Raw genomic sequence first — 18986 nt, forward strand, 5'->3', positions numbered from 1 at the left:
CGATGCCAGTTTAGGTAAAGCTTGAAAAATTGACTTTTTGACCCATGCCAGTTTAGGCAAAGCAAAAAATGACATTTTGGAATGCCAGTTTAGGAAATGCAGAAATCAAGTTTTGAAATAATCAATAATTACTAACTAAAAATCACACACTATGACATTGATTAAGAAAGTTTCAACAAGTAGTCGCAATGGCGATGTTAGTGCATTGTTAACCCTTATTGTAGCTGCATTTGCAAAGAACGACTGGACTGCCGATACCTATTTAAGCTCGGTAATTAAAACAATTGGCGAATATGATACTTCGCTGACAGAGGCTTTGAAGCGATTGCAAGTTTTTTCGCAGATGGCCGATAAAGACCATGCTCGCGATATGGTTATCCGCTCTTTATTTAAATTGGTTGAGGGATATACTCATATTCCAATAGCAGAAGTACAAGAAGCTGCTGTTGTGGTTTATGATGTTTTGGATCAGTATGGTTTAGGTATTCAGTTTGATGACCAGGCAAAAGAATCGGCTGAAATCAATTCCTTACTCAACGATTTGGCTAAACCTGATATTGCAGCAGCCAATGCCAAATTGCAAGGTGTTGCCGATTTGGTTGCTGCCTTAACTGCCGCTCAAAAGGATTTTGAAACGGTGGCATTGCAACAAGCCGAAGGCGAAGGAGCCAAGCAAGATTTGGCAACAGCCAGTAAGCTAAAGAAAGCTGCACTAAAAGAATTGAACGACAATATGGTGGGCTACATGAATACCATGACAAAGGTTAAGCCTGATACTTACAAGGCTACCGCCCAAACCATTTCAGAATTAATCGATAGTAACAACGAAAAGGTAAAACGCCGCCGTACCGAAAGTGAGACCGAGGCGGATGCCGAAGTGATTTAAATTTAGAATAACAAAGCTTAAGCTTCCACTTGGTGGGGGCTTTTGTTTTTGGGTGAAATGAGGAAAAGCAATCGACTAGATTAGACATTTCAGAGTTAAGTTTGTAACATTTGAATTTATAACAAATAAGTAGAAAATTAAACTAATATAAAATTATATGGAAACTCAATTACATACAGACCCGAATGAACATGACGTTGACGTTGATGAAAGAACTGAAAAAATCGAACAGGAAAAACAAGAACTTTTAAGAAAAGTTTTGAGTGGTAATCTTGAAACTAAACATGATCAGGTTGGTTTCATTTTAAATAATAATAACGCAGCAAGAAATTCAGACATTGAACTGGCATGGTTATATTGGTCGACTTTTGAAAGAGATTTATTTAACGGAGAATATGTTACAAAAAACGATCTGAAAAAATTAACTAAAATTGGGTCTTTAACCCGTTCTAGAGCGCGTATTCAGAATGAGTATAAACTCTTTCAGGCTGATGATAAGGTTAAAAGGTATAGAGGGGTATTGGCTGCCGAAATGAAAGAGGAGGCAATTGATGAGAAGCCAGAAGGTCTTCCAATGTATTCAATATATGTTGATGAAACCGGTAAAACACAAAGCTTTTTATCAGTAGGTAGTTTGTGGGTAATAGATGGTTTTGTGACATTTCAGGCTAATAGAGAAATTAAAGCTTGGGTTGAGCAGAAAGGAATTGATTTTGAGTTCCATTTTACTAGAGTAAGTAGAAATAGAATTGATTTATATAAAGAATTTTTCTTAAAGTTTTTAACACTAAATCCAACAGTTGGTTTCAAAATTATTGTAATTGATAATAGTGGCATTAGAGATGCTAGTAGTGCAATAACTGATCTCACATTTCATTTAATTAATAAAGGTATTAATCATGAGAATAGCACAGGTAGAGCACCATTGCCTAGATTATTGCAAGTTTGGCTAGATGAAGAAGAAAGGGGAAGTGATCAATTAAAAATAGAAAATTTAAAAGAGCGACTTTTAAGTCAACAAATTGAAGGGCTTTATTTAGGTGATTTTTTTGCAGTAGACTCAAAAGATAATTATAACATACAAGCTGTTGATTTATTTACTGCCGCCGTAAATAGAAAAATTCATAACCCTAATAGTGAAGGACATGTTAAAGATGAACTTGCAAATTATATATTAGAACTCCTAAATTTTGATGTTAATAATATTGACTTAAAAAACTCAGATACTGATAAATCAACCGTGTTTAATTTATCTTTTAAGGATTAGGTCCCTTATTCGCCCCCTCGCTGTCGTAAGAATTCTTTCGGGTGGTATTTAGATTTAAGTAGATATATCATGTTTAAAACGAAACCAAAAGATAAATTCCGCTCAGACTATTTCCATTTATCTCAAGCTTTAGCTGAGGGCAGAATATTATAAAAGAAAAATCCCGAACCTGTTCAAAGTTCGGGATTTTCTCTAACCACTATTTACTAACCTAAATCTAATCTATGAAAAAACTTCTCTGTTTTGTGTGTTACAAATGTAGGGAAGAAGAGTGCTAAATGGTTTAAACAAAAGTTAATGAAACTTAAAAGTGATTAGAATATGTGATTTATATCACGGTGCGCTGCACCTTGTATAAAATTCTAATGCGTGGCTCTATAAATATTTCGCAGCTCTGCTGCTTTATTCTTAAAGAAATTTAGGTACGGAGTACCGGAATATTTATAGAAAAATTGCATCAAGAAATTCAATAAAAAACAATCAACTGTTTAATTTTTAAGTTAAGTTTTTCCCTCTTAGGGAAAATGCCGACAGGCAAAAGTGGAGTAAACCCATATCAAATTCAATAAAATTAGAATCTAATTGTTGCCAAAGAAAAATCCCGAACCTGTTCAAAGTTCGGGATTTTCTCTAACCACTATTTACTAACCTAAATCTAATCTATGAAAAAAACTTCTCTGTTTTGTACATTACAAATGTAGGGAAGAAGTATGCTAAATGCTTTAAACAAAAGTTAATGAATCTTAAAAGTGAAGTTTTTTGAGTTTGTTTTGCACCCCTTCGCCTATCGGCACTTCCCCTAGCAGGGGAAGGCTTAAAGTTTATAGGACAGTGCTTGATTTTAAAATGCCATTAATCTTAGGGTTTGCCTTCTAGGGAACCGGAACGAAGAGGAGCTCGTGCAAACATTAATGCGAAAATTGTATGTGAACAAACTGCTGACAGACTAAAGGGTGGAGGAAATATATAATCGGTATTTATTCAAATGGTAAGTTTCCACCAACAAGTAGGGTGTTGAACCCATAAATGCATACTTGTTTAAAAGCATTATCAATCATTTTGTTGTACAATTGGAAGAATAATGAGAATAAATTACTTTTAGAGCTCAATTTTAAAACTGAGGCATACATTTAAACAACAAACACATGAAAAAGTTACTATTCGCAGCATTTGCCATGCTTTGCATATTGCCGGCAAGTGTTGTTGCACAAGGAGTTTTAGATCAGGTAAACGATCCGTTTTTTGGAGAGAGTTGTACCAGTATTATGGTGGGTAAAAAGGCATCAACCGATGGATCTGTAATTACAAGTCATACTTGTGATGGACGATACAGAACCTGGTTAGAGGTTGAAAAAGGACAGAAGTTCGATAACGATACTACCATGGAAGTGTACAAGGGTAGCCTGAAAACTGAAACTGCTTGGGATCGAAGAAAAATGAATGTTGTAGGTACCATTCCACAAGCAAAAGAAACTTACGCATATTTAAATACAGCTTATCCATGTTTGAACGAAAAGCAATTGGCAATTGGTGAAACTACCATTGTTGGTCCTAAAGAATTGGTGAACGAAAAAGGAATGTTCCTGATTGAAGAGTTGGAGCGTATTGCTTTACAGCGTTGTACTACTGCTCGAGATGCCATCAAATTAATCGGCAAATTAATCAAAGAGTATGGTTATGGCGATTGGGGTGAGTGTATCACCATTGCAGACAAGCATGAGGTTTGGCAAATGGAAATTTTTGGCGAAGGTCCTGATAATATCGGAGGGGTTTGGGCTGCTCAGCGTATTCCTGATGATCATGTTGGTGTATCGGCAAACATTTCAAGAATCGGTAAAATCGAGAAAAAGAACAAGGATTACTTCATGTATTCAGATAATGTATTCTCTGTTGCAAAGAACCTTAAAAGATGGGATGGCAAAGAAGATTTCAAATTCTGGAAAGCTTATGGTAAGGTAGATAAGCCATTTAAGATTCGTGAGTTTTTCATCTTAAATGCTTTGGCTCCATCGTTAAAATTGGATTTTGAAGCAGATGAATTGCCATTCTCTGTAAAGCCAGATCAGAAAGTTTCTGTACGCGACGTTATTGCATTGTATCGCGAAACTTACGAAGGGACTGAGTATGATATGACTCAAAACCTAAAAGTGGTGAAGAAAAAATACAACGATAAGAAAGAGGTGATTGGTGCGGATACCATTATCGCTCCGAATGCTCACCCTTGGCCAACAGGAGATCACAGAAACTTGCGCAACTTCCTTAAAGAGGGAACTATCGAGTATCAAAGAACGGTTGCTGTTGCATGGTGTTCTTATTCACACATCATTCAGTTGAGAGATTGGTTGCCTGATGAAATTGGTGGTAGAGCTTGGTTCTCTTTTGATAACCCAGGACAAAGTCCACGTATTCCAATTTACTCTGGAACAACAAAACTTCCTGAGAGCTTTAATTTCTGTGGACAAAAACGCTACAGAGAAGATGCTGCAATCTGGCAATACAGAAAGGCTAACAAATTGGCTACTTTGCAATGGCAAAAAACCAGAAAAGGCATGATGGAAGAAGTTGCTTACTTTGAAGACAAAGGTTTTAGCGATGCTGAATATTTTGAAGCTAAAATCAAGAAGCTTTTAGAAGAAGGCAAGAAAGAAGAAGCAAGTACACTTCTAAATAAATTCACCAAAGACTTTACAGGAGCTACAATGCTGCGCTGGAAAGAATTGGAGAATGAATATTGGGGAAGATTTGGTTTAGGATTCTAAAAAAAGTACAAGACTGCTGGGATATTTCTCGCAAAGGTCGCAAAATGCATTAACGGAAAGAACGCAAAGTTATGAGCTATAAGAATCTCATCTTTGCGTTCTTTGTTTATGACTTAGCGTTTCTTTGCGTGAAACTTTATTTCTAAATATCTTATTGCTCTTCTGCAAACTCTTTAAACATTTGCAGGTATTTTTCGGTTTGCTTTATACTAAGTATTAATTGTAAGCTTCAACAATTAAAGGCATGCTGTTTTCTGTGAGATTTTCCCGTTTAAAATTTCCGAAAAAAGAAATGTTTGTGAATCCTGCTTTTTGCAAAAGTTCTTCCACTTTTGATTTTCTAAGCGCCAATAAAGCAATGCAATTTCGAATGCTGTTCTTGTTCTCTTTAATGCTTAGTATGGTTTCAAAATCAACTTTCTCCTGTGAGGATGATACTTATAGTTGCGTTCAAATTTTATGACATCATTTTCAATGGTAGGCAGGTGGTCAATCTTCTGATCGATGATTCTGTCGTAATTGATGATTTGAAAAAGTAGTTTCCCATCTTTCTTTAAAACGGCTTTTGCATTTTGAAAGAATTGTAATACTTCATCATCTGAATTCAAATGCACCAAGGTATTCCCAAAGCAGGCTATAATATCGAATGAATTTGATTCAAAAGCAGTATCAAGCTCCAACATATTCTGCAAGTGGAACTCAAGGTTTTTGTAATTCTTTCCTTTTCTGATTGCCTGGTCAATCATTCCTTTATCCAAATCGATACCAATTACCTTCTGATAGGTTTTAGCGAGTTCCATCGATAAATCACCAATGGCGCAGCCAATATCCAAAATGGAAAGTTGATCTTTTGCCTGTGGATGGTTTTTGTCCAATAAAATCAAGCTGCATTTTATTCAAAGGAAATATGTATTGGTAATATTTTGAGATACTCTGGTAGAAGTCCATGATGTGATATTCAATTTAAATGTGAAAATTAGAAATATTTGTGAATTCTATTGTCCTGTTTTTAGTTAATCGATGGTTTTTTTCAATTTTTCCGATACAAGGTATTTTGCAAACGCAAAACTACATGTAAAAGCCGGCGACACTGCATTTAGAATATGTAGAGAATTTGAATCTCCTTCTATAATAAAATCCATTTCCAGCTTTAATGTTTTTGTATTGAGCAATTGAGCCCTGATTCCGGGTTTAGACCAGGTATCAAAAGATGTAGGATCACAATTGTGTGATAAATGTTTGGCTAGTCGAACAAAATATTTTCGATTGTACTTTTTAATTTCGGAAATGGCCAAACGTCTAAAATTAAATGAATTGAAAAGAAATAACTTTGACTCATAGTATATAATTTGCAAGAATTCCTGAAGATTGAATCTGGATAATCCCTTGTAATTTTCTCTCCAAAATGCAGGTGTTGATGTTGGTCCCAATTTTAATTTATTGTTTACCGTTAGAGTGTAATGCACACCTAAAAATGGATTTAAAAGATTTGGAACCGGATAGATATGTGTTTTTATTGAATGCTTTTTACTGCCATACACCAGATAATTTCCCCGAAAAGGAATTATTATTCGGTTCTTTGCGAATCCGAATTGTTTGGCAATTTTATCAGCATACAAACCGGCTGCATTGATTAAAAATTTACAAGCGTATTGTCCTTTGTTGGTGTATATGATATTGTTTTTTATTCTCTTACACTTGGTTGAGAAATTGATTTGAACACCTTGTTCTATTAAAATACTCTTAAGTTTCGAGCAAACCAATTTTGGATCAACACTTGCTGTCGTAGGAGAGTAGAGAGCCTTTTGGTAGGTTTTTGCATTCTGATCAATCTCTTTTAGTCTATTTAATTCAATCAACTCAACATCAACACCATTTTTTTGCCTCGCTTTTCCAATTCGTATAAACCTTTTAATTCTTCATCATTGGCAGCAACAACAACTTTACCGCATTGGTTTACAGGAATATTATTTTCCTTACAAAATGATTTCATCAATTGATTTCCTTGTACACAAAATCGAGCTTTTAAAGAGTCCGAAGTATAATAGAATCCTGCGTGTAAAACACCACTATTCAAGCCACTTGCGTGTTTGGCAACATCCTCTTCTTTTTCCAAAATTGCGATAGTTCTTTGCGGATATTTAGATATCAATTCCTTGGCCAATGTTAATCCAATTATACCTGCACCTATGATGATGTAATCGTATTGATAGATTTTATTCATAACAACTGGAATATTTTATAAGCTAAATAAAAGTTACGAAAACTTTGCAATTTAAGAGAGTGTGCAAATCAGTCTGGGCAAATAAATAATAAATCCTATCAGGAAAGCTGTTATAGCACTTAGTAACACGGCTGCAGCTGAAATATCCTTTATTTTCTTGATTTGTTTGTGATCATTTGGTTGAACAAAATCGCATAGATTTTCGATAGCTGTATTGAAGAGTTCTGCTACTACAACAAATCCAATTGAGAAAAGTACCGCAACGATTTCCATTTTTTTTTAGCTTTAAAACAGCAGACAGTATGTACATGATAATTCCAATACCCAAATGAATTTTGGCATTATCTTCTTCTTTAACTACGATTTTTAAACCTCGTAGAGCATGTTTAAAACTATTCAATCTAGCCTTTATGGAGAATTTGCTTTTTTTATTCATTTCTCAATCGGATTTTAAATGGAATTATTCAGCACTCACATGTAATTTGTACCAATTGATATTTCTGGTAAAGAACATGGTTATGGCAAGAATAACTGTCAATCCTATGCTACCCATTAGTAAGGCATAATCAGCAAGTTGAAGCGTTACAAAAAGGAAAGTGTAGATTCCTAGAATGGTAGACGATAGTATAGCCGTAAATTTTAATGACTTAAAAACACTTGTTGAATAAAGAGAAATGAGCAGGGAACTAACTCCCGCAGAAATAAGGTATGCGATATTAAAATTGGTATGTTCCGAAATGGATATCAGCAAAACATAGAAAAGACAAAGCGCTAATCCTACCAAAGTATATTGAAATGGATGGATTTTTTTTCCGTTGAGAATCTCTACCAGGAAGAATACCAAGAAGATTAGAGAGATGGTCATTGCTGCATATTTAGCCGATCGAGTGGCTTTTTGGTAATCATCCAAAGGCATAATTAAATCTACACCAAAACTTGATTCCTGCATTCTGTCGGCCATGTTTCTATCTACATGATTGAGGGTAGTTTCGGTTAAGCAATAAAGCTTTCCACTTGGCTGTAAAGCTTGATCGCTAACTTCACGAGTTTTAGGAATAAAGTTTCCATTAAAACTAGGAGAGGGCCATGGAGATTGCAACTCAACTTGTGTGCTTCCTCCCACAGGTATGAAGGAAAGATTTTGACTACCCTGTAGATTTAAATCAAAGGAAAAGTCAACCATTTTGGTAAAATCTTCTGCCAAATTCGGCACATCAAGACTTACACCAGAGGGCATCATATTGGGTAAACGTGATCCAGGTTGAACAGATATTTTTTCTTTTCCCCATTGGAGTTGAACTTGATCCTCGATTCCCCTTAGGTCAGAAATACCTATGCTTATAAAAGCTTTGTCGAATTGAATCTCTTTCAATCCACTTTGATCAATTTTTGCATTCAAATCAAATTTTCCGGCAATATTTAGCTTACTGAGGTAAACAACCACCTCGTAGATACCACGTTTTAAAGTTTTTGGTTCGATATTTCCATTAACATTTAATTGATCTGGTAGGATGTGAAGGAGTTTGGTTTGCTTAATGATCTCATTTTTATTGTTGAGATATTCATATACCAGAGGAATAGTTAATATAGGGCCATTAATTTGCTGCTCATTGGCCCACTTGGAGCTTACCTCATGAAGTACCGATTTGTTTAAACTTTCTCTTTCGTGAATGATAGATTTAATCATGCTTGCTGGAATAAGAAGCAGAAGCATAAGAATGGTAATTGTAGAAAGTTTTAATCCAACGGATTGTTTTAACCAGCGGCCAAATTTTTCGAATGGTGATTGTTCTGTATTCATGTTTTGTGTTTTTAAAAGTACTTTGAAATACAAAGTAAAATGATAAAAAAAATTATTTCAATAGTTGCTCAATGGCTTTTATGTGTTTTAAGAATGCTGCTTTTCCTTCGTTTGTAGCACTATACTTGGTGTTTGGCTTGCGATCTAAGAATTCTTTTTGAACGCGAATGTACTCAGTCTTTTCCAGAGACTTTAGGTGGCTGGCCAAATTACCATCAGTTACGCCTAAAAGGTTTTTTAAGGCATTAAAATCCAGGTAATCGTTTACCACCAAAGCCGACATGATTCCAAGTCGAATTCGGTTCTCAAAAGCTTTATTTAAATCTTTTAAAATATCTTTCACGACTTGTATTTTACTTCCATTATAATGCCATAAACAATGTGTAGGATTCCAAATCCAATGCACCAAAATATCAAGCCATAACCAATAAAGTATGTAGCAATTAATCCTAATATAATTTCTAGGATTCCAAGACTTCGAACTTCTGTTAGGGTGTATTTACTTGCATTTACCAATGCCAAACCATAAAAAAGCAAAGTTAAGGGTGCAATTAAGCCAATGTAACCTTTAAGTAATATCAACAGACAAAATACTCCACCACTTAAAAGGGGGATAAGTAAATTGATTAGCAATCTTTTGGTTTGAGAATCCCATATGTTTTGCTTGGTCTTTTTGGTTTTTAGGCGAGTAAAGAAAATTCCAAAGGCAACAGCAAGCAGTAAGGTGATTATACCAATCCCTAACAGTTGGATAATTTGTTCCCAACTTAATTTAGCGCGATCAAAATTTTGGTAGCCAGTTTCAGAGTAGATGTTGATCCACGCAAAATAGGCACCTGCCAAGGCGATAATTCCTGCCGAAATTCCTGATAAACCGCTCAATGAAATAAATTTAGATGACTTGTTCATCATCTCTTTAATTTCATTTAAATCATCAATGTATTTTTGTTGATTCATAAGAAGTACTTTGAAATTCAAAGTAAAAATATGTAATTTTTTTTATTCTCCAAAAATAATATTCAAATATGCTTAAAGTTTTTATGATTATAGTTATTCAAAATAGGTGTTAAGGTTTTTGGAATGAGATGCTTCACTGCGTTTGTGTAGTTTGATAAATCAGGATGAGCAAAACCAAATACATGATGCCAAATGGTAATGTATGACTTTAGTTCGTAGAAAATTTCAGGATAAAATTCCATAAGTTATTTTAATTCCACCATTTCAATATTTCGTACATTTGATGTTCTGATTGTACAGATACCACATAATAACAACACTATGAAAACGATTTATTCTATTTTATTAACGGCACTGGTAATGCTTAGTGCCTGTAACAATCAAAAATCAACAAATAAAGAAATTACTTTGGGTGACACCATTCAAACTGCCAGTGGTTTAAAGTATTTCTATTTGAAAAAAGGTGAGGGCCGAAAGGTTGAAACCGGATGCAAGGTAGGTGCCTATTTAAGCCTTCAGGTTGATGGGAAAGTAGTTTGGAATACCAATGAGTTACCTGATTCTTTATTTACTTATATAGCTGATTATTCACGCTTGATTAAAGGTTTTACAGAAGTGAGCATGTTGCTTCGCGAAGGAGATGAAGTTGTTGCGATTCTTCCAGATTCTTTGGCATATGGTTCCAGGGGAGCGGGAGATGTGATTCCTCCAAATGCTACTTTGGTTTACGATCAGTTTAAAGTAATTCAGGTAGAGGCTCCCAAAATGTTTTTGTCTGATTTATTGTATGCCGATATGAATGAGAAATCCTTGGAGGATGCCATTGCAACTTATCAAAGAATTGTTGGAGGCGAGGAGGCCAATCAGTATCATACCGATAGCGAGCAATTAAACAGGGTTTGGGAATTGCTTACAAAGGATAATTTGCATGAGAAAGCAGCCAATTATGCGACAAAAATTGGAGAATTGGCCAAGGATGATAGACTAAAGTACAGAAATGTATTGTCTTTGGAAAGTATGGAAGACTATCTTGCAGCCAAGGATCACTTGGAAATTCTTTTAAAAAGTGATCCTGAAAATAAAATGATGCAGGAAAAGATGATTGAACTGTGTAAAAAGCACTCTAACAATAAGTAAGATCAGGTTTAAAATGATATTTGCCCATCCTTTTGGTTGGGCATCTTTGTTTTATAACTTTTCCAACTCCATATCACCAAAAACTTTTGAGGATACAAACAGGTGGCTATCTTCCGATTTTAAACTGAATTTGCTAGTGAATAAATTGCTTTGAAATTGCAAAGAGTGACAGTCATCTTGCTGTTCTTTACTCAAGTACAATTTAACGAATTTATGAGAGTCGGTTTTACCAGCTTTTTTACCTGAAATGAATTTGATGTTTATGGATTGATCAGGTTCGGTCCAAAAGAAAGAGCAGACTTCTTGCGATTCTACATTTCTCCATTCTCCATGGGTAATTAATTTTATTAGTTCTACGTAATTCATCTGATTAATTCATTGATTGTTGACCAATTATAAGTTACAAAAATCAGTGCATAAGGTCAATTCTCTGTTTCCTAATCTATCTTTTTTTCATAATAGAATATTTTGTTTCAAAAAATGTTGACTAATTACGTATATATGACTTTACGGATAAAATTGAATAATAATCAATTCATAAATACAAACCCCCAAAATACAATTTGATATTTGGGGGTTGTTTTATTATTTAACTTCTTTTACTTCTATGGTTTCCAGCTGTTCAGCTTTATCAAATCCGGAAACGCTTTAGGTTTGTATATTGATTTTTCTTCGAAAACCCTTAAACATTCCTGTACTCCTTCGCTAATACTTGGATGAGGGTGAACATTGTGTCGGATATCCTTTAAGGTACCTTTTTGGGTAATTTGGTATGCAATAGAAGTAATTAATGTAGATGCTTGAGGACCAGCGGCTCTCATTCCTAAAATTCGATCATTGCCATCATCACTTACAATAATTTTAATGAAACCATCAATAGCTCTCATTGCAACTGCACGGTTTACCAAGGAGTTTGAGTAGGTGGCCACCTTGTAAGGAATACCTCTTTTCTGGCAAGCTTTCTCGTTTAATCCAACTGCAGCTACCTCTGGTTTAAAGAACATTAAAGTAGACATGTTCGAATAGTCTAAAGGATATTCCAGGTTTCCATATAAAGCTTCCACAATATATCTTCCCTGAAGTTCTCCAACAGAATAGAGTTGAGCATGACCTGAAACATCACCTGCTGCAAAAATATTACATGCCTTAAAGTCATCGGTTGCACAAACCTCGTTGATATTCAAATAGCCTCGATCTGTTCTTTCAATTCCAACATTTTCAAGACCAATATTGTCTAAATTTGGAATTCTACCAATTGCTACCAGTGCAACATCCACTTCAATTACTTTAGAATGTCCATCCTGATAATCAAGTACAACTTCCAGAAAATCTGGTCGTTTTCGAATGCATCTTAAGTTAGCTGTATGGTGGATAATTACACCATTATTTTCAAGATTTCTCGACACAAAGCTACTTAAATCATCATCTTCGTATGGAATTACCTTGTGCTGTCGGTCGAGTAGGTGTACTTCTGTTTGATTGTAGTTGGAGAAAATGGTAGCGAATTCACAACCAATAATCCCCGAACCTAAAATAATCATCCTTTCAGGAAATTCTTTTAGATTCATAATTCCTTCAGAATCAATAATTCTTTCCTGATCAATTTCAACATCAGGCATTGGGCGTGGTCTCGATCCCGTTGCAATAATAAAGTTATCACCATGAACAAGCTCTGTATTTTTTGCAGATTTAACCTCTACTGTATGCGAATCTATAAATTTTCCCCAACCATGCTTTAAAGTGATATTTCCAAACTTTTCAGTTGGTTCTGCATAAGTTTCAATCTGAGAAAGCATTTGCAATTGCTTTTGTTTCGCTGCTTGCATAATGGTTTTTTGTACCTGCTTGTAATCAACATTTAAACCAGATGCTCGGTACCCCCTCATTACTGATGAGGCAATGGAATAGTCTCTGGATAGTTCCCACATTGCTTTTGAGGTAAGAGCTCCGTTCATAATTCCAGCTCCACCAAGATGTTGTGCCTCGATAAGACAAACAGATTTGCCAAAATCAATTGCACGCATTGCTGCCGAGAAGCCTGCAGGACCACTTCCCAATACAACAAGGTCGTATTTTTCTATACTCATAAAATGCTGTTGTTTATTGTTTTTTGCTGATAATATTTTGTTTGCAATCCAACCTCACATAGGAAAAACTCAGCGATTTTATATACACCTATGCATTTAAAGCATTAAGATAGAAAGAAAAATTCAACTTCAGTAACTAATGATATGTTTTGCAGATAAAAAAGTCTTTTTTTATGAAATGAACTTGCTGTATACAAAAAGAGACGTATGAATTTACGTCTCTGTATTCTAGTACATCAGCTTTATTAATAAACGAATTCTCCTTTTTTCAATTCCTCATAGGTGAATTTATACAGTATTTTATGAAGTAGAAAGGCTTCATTTAAGTTTTCATTGGTAAATTCCTGATCGTGTTCAATCATATTTGCCAACTCCAAAAGAAACTCATCATCACGTAGGTTTGGATAATCTTGTTCAATTAGGTAGATATCCGAAAATTGCATAAATGGCAATCTACTCAGAACCGCTTTTCTTTGCTCGTTGTAAGTATCTAAATCAGTAGCTTTATTATCTGCGAAGTAGAAGTTTTGTAAGCTCTCTACAAAGAAATCATCGAAGCTTTTCATTATTATAATTCTGTCTTTTCTTAAGCGAAAAAGTTCACAATTATCACTTTCAGGCTGCAGGCTTTCTTCCTTGTCAATTGCTTTACTAATATAGAGATATGCAAGATGAGCCAATCCAATATTTTCGTCTTCGTCGTCAAACATATCCCAATGGATCATCATGATAATAGCCTTACCCAATTGGGACACATAAGAGTCTTCCCAAAGTAGAAATGGATCATTCTTAATGGTGGAATAAATATTGCGCAAAGCTGATTTGCAAGCTTTAATTTTTCCACTTTGTCCATTCTCTATTGCGGCAGAGATCAACTCTCTTAACTCTTCTGTATTTTGTGTCATGATCAATTTATAATTTGCAACAAAGGTAGAAAAATAAAAAAAGCCCACTAGGGGCTTTTTTAACTAACAAGAAAATCACAATGCAATTAAATGATTTCAATATGTTTGTGATCAGTAATTTTTTCACAATAGTGGCATTTTAAAGTAATTGGAGTTTTTTCAATTACCTTAAATCTGGTTGTGACAGCCTCTACATTTGTAATACATTTTGGATTCATGCATTTAGCAATGCCAATTACTTTATCAGGAGACTCAACAATTTTCTTTTCAACTACCTGATAGTTCCTGATGATGTTTAGTTTTGCATGAGGAGCAATCAATGAAATTTTATTGATTTCGTCATCTTCAAAGAATTTATCAGCAATTTTAATGATGGCTTTTTTACCCAATAATTTACTTTCAAGATTGTTCCCGAAGGTTACAGAATTATTACAATTGTCTAGTCCAAGTATATTAATTACCTGAAAAAGATATTCTGCTGGGATGTGGTCAATAACAGTTCCATTTTCGATCGCACTTACTTGTAATTCTTTTTTTGCGTTCATATTTTGATGTTCTTTTAAGCGTGAAAAATGTGATTATAAATCAAGAGCTTTTGCAATAATTGCCTGGCGTGCATAAACACCATTAAGAGCTTGTTGGAAATAGTATGCTTTAGGATTTTCATCTACATCAACAGCAATTTCGTTTACTCTTGGCAGTGGATGAAGAATTCTCAGGTTATCTCTGGTATTCTCAAGCATATCATTCTTTAGAATGTACACATTCTTCACTTTCTCATACTCCAACGGATCGGCAAAGCGTTCGCGTTGAACACGAGTCATGTACAAAATATCTGCATCATTAATGATATCGTTGAACTCGGTGTGTTCATGATATTTAATGTTGTTCTTGTTCATGAAAATCTTGTACGCCAAAGGAATTTCCAATTCTTTTGGAGCAATAAAGTGGAAGGTTGGGTTAAAGTGCGACATCGCCATTAGCAAGGAGTGAACGGTACGACCGTATTTTAAATCCCCAACCATGAAGATGTTAAGGTTTTCCAGTGTTCCTTGTGTTTTGAAGATAGAGTAAAGGTCAAGCATGGTTTGGGTAGGATGCTGATTAGCTCCATCACCTGCATTAATTACCGGAACATCAGATACTTCAGAAGCGTAGCGAGCTGACCCTTCAATTGGATGGCGCATAACCACTAAGTCGCAATAATTACTTACCATTTTGGTGGTATCTTTCAAAGTTTCACCTTTGGTAACACTTGACGAAGAGGAATCGGTAAAACCTACAATTTTACCACCCATTCTGCTAATTGCAGTTTCGAAACTTAGGCGAGTACGAGTAGATGGCTCGAAAAAAAGCGATGCAACAACTTTACCTTCCAACAGGTTGCAGTTAGGATTTTTTTCGAATTCGGCTGCTCTGGCCAATACTTCCAGGATTTCTTCTTTTGTGTAGTCGTCGATCGATACTAAACTTTTGTTATCCATTGATTAAAAATTAAAAGTGTATATAAAATGCTTGTTTATTATTCTGCACAAAAAAAAACCAACAATTACCGAAATAAATGGTAATGTTGGTTTTTTTGAAAAATATTTTTGATAGGAATTACCCAAATAACAATCAGGAAAATACGCCTTGTTATTGCGTTTACATCGAAATAAATAATGGAAAATGTGAGCGAAGAAGTAAAGAAACTTACTTCTTTCTGATATAAATGCGGCTCTAGATTGAATAATTATGTACTCCATTCTAGATTACAAATATAGGTATAATTTATTCGAGAAATCAAATGAAAACTTGATTAATTATTAACAATTTTTTAATTCTGGCATTATATTGATTATTAAGTTTTATCTATTGAGTTGATCAATAGTGATCTATGTTGTTCGAATGTATTCAGCTTTTACGCTGGTGATTTTTTCAAATTTTTCAATTAATCTTTCAACTTCGCTTTGGCGGATGCTTAAAGTAATTTTGCAAGTTAAGTTAAAATCTTGTCCAATTTGTTCTGGCTGCTCATCCTTAATGATTTTCATGATGTCATTCATTACCAGGTAATCGAAATGTATGTCATAAATATCATTTACTGTTTTGTCTAATATTTCAGCATTGGAAATGGCATCGGCGGCGGCTGTTTTGTAGGCATGAATTAGGCCACTAGCTCCAAGTTTGGTTCCTCCAAAATAACGCACCACAACAATAAGAATATTGGTAAGATCATTTGATAGAATTTGTCCTAAAATGGGTTTTCCTGCAGTTGAAGAAGGTTCACCATCGTCGTTGGCACGAAAGTTTTTTTATCTGCGCCAAGCTATATGCATAGCAATGATGACGAGCATCGTAATACTCTTTTTTTAGTTGGGCAATGTGTTCTTTGATTTCTTCTTCGGTACTAACCGGATATGCGTACGTTATAAATTTACTGCCTTTTTCTTTGTATAAGCCTTCAGATTGTTGGCTAATGGTTTTATAAGTATCGTTACTCATCAATTAATAAAACTTGGATTCTAATTTGTAAGGATAAAAATAGCAATAATTGCCAGTACTATCCCCAAAAGGTTTATTTTGTTTAGTTTTTCTCTGAAAATACCGATTCCAATTAAAACGGACACTGCTACAATTCCAATATTGATAATGCTAAAAACAATAGAACTGTCGAAGCCTGATTTGTTTAATGATACGATTAAAAAGTGTAGAGAACCAAAGTTAACCAATCCAAGAAGAATACCTCCTATTAATACTTTTGGTTGTACCAGAGCTTTAAAATTTTGCTTTTTGATAGTCAAAACTACAAAACCTGAAATGGCTGCTATAGCGAAGAGTAGGGTAGAGAACATTTCTTGCCCGCCAGATGTAAGGTATTTTTCCTGTGCATATTTTACGAGAGAATCAACAGTTCCTGCAACAAAGAATAATAGTATTGGCAGCCACAAATATTTCCGCTGAGTGCTATCCGCTTGATCTTTATAGATACTTAAAAGAACAGCACTAATGGCCAATACAAATCCGATAATTTTTTGAGTAGAAATTGCCTCCTGGTAAAATACAATGGAAAAAATCATTGGCAATACAAAAGACATCTTACTAGCCAGTGTGGTAATGGATATTCCTGCTTTTTGAGTGGATCTACCAATAATAAAAAAGGCAGTAATAAAAGCAATTCCAATTATAATTGAAATGTTAAACCATGACTGGTGAACCAATTGTGTGAATGCAATATTTGAATCGCTTAAAAGACAACCACAAACTGATGCTGTGATGTAATTGATAATAATGGCAAGCAGAATATCTACTTTAAATCGTTCCAGATATTTAAAACAGACAAAAATTCCGGCAGAGGATAGTATTGCAAATAGTAAGTGTAGCATTGGTTATAATTTTGGCGAAAAATAAGGAATGAAACCCAAAAAGAAAAGCAGATCCAAATTGAATCTGCTTCTCAGGGTAGCAATATAGTATAGTTAGTAATTGAACTACATTTTTAATTTTTTGTCAATTTCATCAATTTGTGTTTTGAATCCTCGATCCGTATCCATTAAGTTGTTAACTGTTTTACAAGCATGCAATACAGTTGCGTGATCTTTGTTCCCAATTTGCGATCCAATTGATGCCAAGGATGCTTTGGTTAAAGTTTTAGAAAAATACATGGCAATTTGTCTGGCCTGTACAATTTCTCTTTTTCTTGTTTTTGCCTGAAGAACATCAATAGGCAATGAAAAATGGTCACAAACCACTTTTTGAATGTAATCGATAGAAAGCTCACGTTTCGTATTTTTAACCAATTTGTCAATAATACTTGTTGCCAACTCTAGATTCAATTCTTTTTTATTTAATGTAGATTGAGCCAATAAGGAAATTAATGCTCCTTCCAACTCTCTTACATTATTGGTAACATTACTTGCGATGTATTCAATAACATCCATGTCAAGCACGATACCGTCTTTATATGCTTTTTGCTGAAGAATTCTAACTCTTGTGTCATAGTCAGGATTCTGAAGATCAGCTGATAAACCCCATTTGAATCGAGATAATAAACGATTCTCCATACCTTTCAGTTCAATCGGAGCCTTATCAGAAGTAAGAATTAACTGCTTACCTGATTGGTGCAAATGATTGAAAATATGGAAGAATGTATTTTGTGTTTTTTCTTTACCTGCCAATTCCTGAATGTCATCAATAATTAGGACATCAATCATTTGGTAGAAGTGAAGAAAATCATTCTTGTTATTATTACGGATTGCCTCGGTAAACTGCGTTTGGAATTTATTGGCACTTACATAAAGTACGGTCTTATCCTGATACAATTCTTTGGTTTTAAGACCAATTGCTTGTGCTAAGTGAGTTTTTCCTAAACCAGAATCTCCATATAACACCAATGGGTTAAAAGCAGTACCTCCTGGATTTTCAGCAACAGCCACACCTGCTGATCTAGCCAATCTGTTACAATCACCTTCAATAAAGTTGGCAAATGAATAATCAGGATTTAACTGAGAATCGATATGTAATTTTTTAATTCCAGGAATTACAAACGGATTTCGAATGGTTTGCTCTTCCTTATCGGTTGGCATATTAACCGGACGATTTTTTGTATTTGCAGGATTATTCCCAGGAACAACAACTGAAATAGGCTTAGCATTAGCAATGTGATTATTCTCCATTACTACATTATACTCCAATTTCGCCCCATTACCAATTTCTTTTCGTAATGTTTTTCTCAGAATATCAATGTATTGCTCTTCCAGATACTCATAAAAGAAATGACTTGGTACCTGTAAAGTCAAGACTTGATTCTCCAAGTTCAAAGGTACGATTGGTTCGAACCATGTTTTGAAGCTAATTGGAGGAACATTGTCTTTTATTACAGCCAAACAATTATTCCAAACCTGGAAGTGATTATCATTCATTTCTATTTCAGTGTTTTAAAAAATTAGGGTGTGTCGATTTTTGCTTATGCAAGATTGTGAAA

The 18986-nt window shown here is 34.6% G+C and carries 19 protein-coding genes and 1 pseudogene; 4 read left to right on the top strand and 16 right to left on the bottom strand.

Annotation, left to right across the window (positions count from 1 at the left end):
• Positions 1-151: 151 nt before the first annotated feature.
• From JCM15579_RS10935 to JCM15579_RS10945, 3 genes are all read left to right on the top strand, one after another.
• Positions 152-886 carry a DUF6261 family protein gene (locus JCM15579_RS10935; protein ID WP_054719920.1) on the top strand — a complete coding sequence of 245 codons (735 nt, stop codon included), beginning with the start codon at positions 152-154 and terminating at the stop codon, positions 884-886.
• A 157-nt stretch (positions 887-1043) separates the two neighbouring features.
• A complete protein-coding gene (locus JCM15579_RS10940; protein ID WP_054719924.1) occupies positions 1044-2153 on the top strand; it encodes a DUF3800 domain-containing protein in 1110 nt (369 codons plus the stop codon).
• 1145 nt (positions 2154-3298) lie between these two features.
• On the top strand, positions 3299-4912 hold the full coding sequence (locus tag JCM15579_RS10945; RefSeq protein ID WP_054719927.1) for a dipeptidase: 1614 nt from the start codon (positions 3299-3301) through the stop codon (positions 4910-4912).
• Between the two features lie 395 nt (positions 4913-5307).
• On the opposite strand, the gene JCM15579_RS10950 is transcribed toward JCM15579_RS10945, so the two are convergent.
• From JCM15579_RS10950 to JCM15579_RS10975, 7 genes and pseudogenes are all read right to left on the bottom strand, one after another.
• Positions 5308-5796: a class I SAM-dependent methyltransferase gene (locus JCM15579_RS10950; RefSeq protein WP_054719928.1), complete on the bottom strand. Its 489-nt coding sequence runs from the start codon at positions 5794-5796 to the stop codon at positions 5308-5310.
• A 129-nt stretch (positions 5797-5925) separates the two neighbouring features.
• A pseudogene (lhgD, locus tag JCM15579_RS10955) lies at positions 5926-7136 on the bottom strand (L-2-hydroxyglutarate dehydrogenase).
• Positions 7137-7187: 51 nt separating this feature from the next.
• Positions 7188-7409, bottom strand: a complete 222-nt coding sequence (locus JCM15579_RS21945) for a diacylglycerol kinase (protein WP_083464646.1) — start codon at positions 7407-7409, stop codon at positions 7188-7190.
• The gene (locus JCM15579_RS22310; RefSeq protein WP_054719931.1) at positions 7309-7572 is read right to left on the bottom strand and encodes a diacylglycerol kinase family protein; all 264 of its coding nucleotides are present in this window, start codon (positions 7570-7572) and stop codon (positions 7309-7311) included. Before JCM15579_RS22310 ends, JCM15579_RS21945 begins: the two co-directional genes overlap by 101 nt.
• 24 nt (positions 7573-7596) lie before the next feature.
• Positions 7597-8937 (bottom strand): cell envelope integrity protein CreD, encoded by a 1341-nt coding sequence (creD, locus tag JCM15579_RS10965; RefSeq protein WP_054719935.1) that lies wholly within the window; start codon positions 8935-8937, stop codon positions 7597-7599.
• A gap of 52 nt (positions 8938-8989) precedes the next feature.
• A complete protein-coding gene (locus JCM15579_RS10970) occupies positions 8990-9280 on the bottom strand; it encodes a winged helix-turn-helix domain-containing protein (protein ID WP_054719939.1) in 291 nt (96 codons plus the stop codon).
• The gene (locus JCM15579_RS10975; protein WP_054719942.1) at positions 9277-9894 is read right to left on the bottom strand and encodes a hypothetical protein; all 618 of its coding nucleotides are present in this window, start codon (positions 9892-9894) and stop codon (positions 9277-9279) included. The genes JCM15579_RS10970 and JCM15579_RS10975 overlap by 4 nt, the downstream gene beginning before the upstream one ends.
• Before the next feature lie 321 nt (positions 9895-10215).
• Between JCM15579_RS10975 and JCM15579_RS10985 the strand changes: the two genes are divergently transcribed.
• A complete protein-coding gene (locus JCM15579_RS10985) occupies positions 10216-11031 on the top strand; it encodes an FKBP-type peptidyl-prolyl cis-trans isomerase (protein ID WP_054719947.1) in 816 nt (271 codons plus the stop codon).
• A gap of 51 nt (positions 11032-11082) precedes the next feature.
• On the opposite strand, the gene JCM15579_RS10990 is transcribed toward JCM15579_RS10985, so the two are convergent.
• The 9 genes from JCM15579_RS10990 to dnaA all read right to left on the bottom strand — a co-directional run bounded on the left by JCM15579_RS10990 (position 11083) and on the right by dnaA (position 18924).
• Positions 11083-11397: a hypothetical protein gene (locus JCM15579_RS10990; protein ID WP_054719950.1), complete on the bottom strand. Its 315-nt coding sequence runs from the start codon at positions 11395-11397 to the stop codon at positions 11083-11085.
• A 239-nt stretch (positions 11398-11636) separates the two neighbouring features.
• On the bottom strand, positions 11637-13118 hold the full coding sequence (locus tag JCM15579_RS10995; protein ID WP_054719953.1) for a dihydrolipoyl dehydrogenase family protein: 1482 nt from the start codon (positions 13116-13118) through the stop codon (positions 11637-11639).
• Positions 13119-13363: 245 nt separating this feature from the next.
• A complete protein-coding gene (locus JCM15579_RS11000) occupies positions 13364-14023 on the bottom strand; it encodes a hypothetical protein (protein WP_157471440.1) in 660 nt (219 codons plus the stop codon).
• An 86-nt stretch (positions 14024-14109) separates the two neighbouring features.
• On the bottom strand, positions 14110-14568 hold the full coding sequence (gene pyrI / locus JCM15579_RS11005) for an aspartate carbamoyltransferase regulatory subunit (protein WP_054719960.1): 459 nt from the start codon (positions 14566-14568) through the stop codon (positions 14110-14112).
• Between the two features lie 33 nt (positions 14569-14601).
• Positions 14602-15507 (bottom strand): aspartate carbamoyltransferase, encoded by a 906-nt coding sequence (gene pyrB / locus JCM15579_RS11010; RefSeq protein ID WP_054719963.1) that lies wholly within the window; start codon positions 15505-15507, stop codon positions 14602-14604.
• A gap of 390 nt (positions 15508-15897) precedes the next feature.
• Positions 15898-16263: an IMPACT family protein gene (locus JCM15579_RS21950; protein ID WP_306305813.1), complete on the bottom strand. Its 366-nt coding sequence runs from the start codon at positions 16261-16263 to the stop codon at positions 15898-15900.
• A 25-nt stretch (positions 16264-16288) separates the two neighbouring features.
• Complete coding sequence (locus JCM15579_RS21955) at positions 16289-16507, bottom strand: YigZ family protein (RefSeq protein ID WP_262493512.1); 219 nt, start codon at positions 16505-16507, stop codon at positions 16289-16291.
• Between the two features lie 20 nt (positions 16508-16527).
• Positions 16528-17388, bottom strand: coding sequence for a DMT family transporter (locus tag JCM15579_RS11020; protein WP_054719966.1), 861 nt, complete (start codon positions 17386-17388; stop codon positions 16528-16530).
• Between the two features lie 105 nt (positions 17389-17493).
• Positions 17494-18924 carry a chromosomal replication initiator protein DnaA gene (gene dnaA, locus JCM15579_RS11025; RefSeq protein ID WP_054719969.1) on the bottom strand — a complete coding sequence of 477 codons (1431 nt, stop codon included), beginning with the start codon at positions 18922-18924 and terminating at the stop codon, positions 17494-17496.
• Between the last annotated feature and the right edge of the window lie 62 nt (positions 18925-18986).

This window comes from Marinifilum fragile JCM 15579 (assembly GCF_001310955.1).
In the GTDB taxonomy this organism is placed as follows: Bacteria; Bacteroidota; Bacteroidia; order Bacteroidales; family Marinifilaceae; genus Marinifilum; species Marinifilum fragile.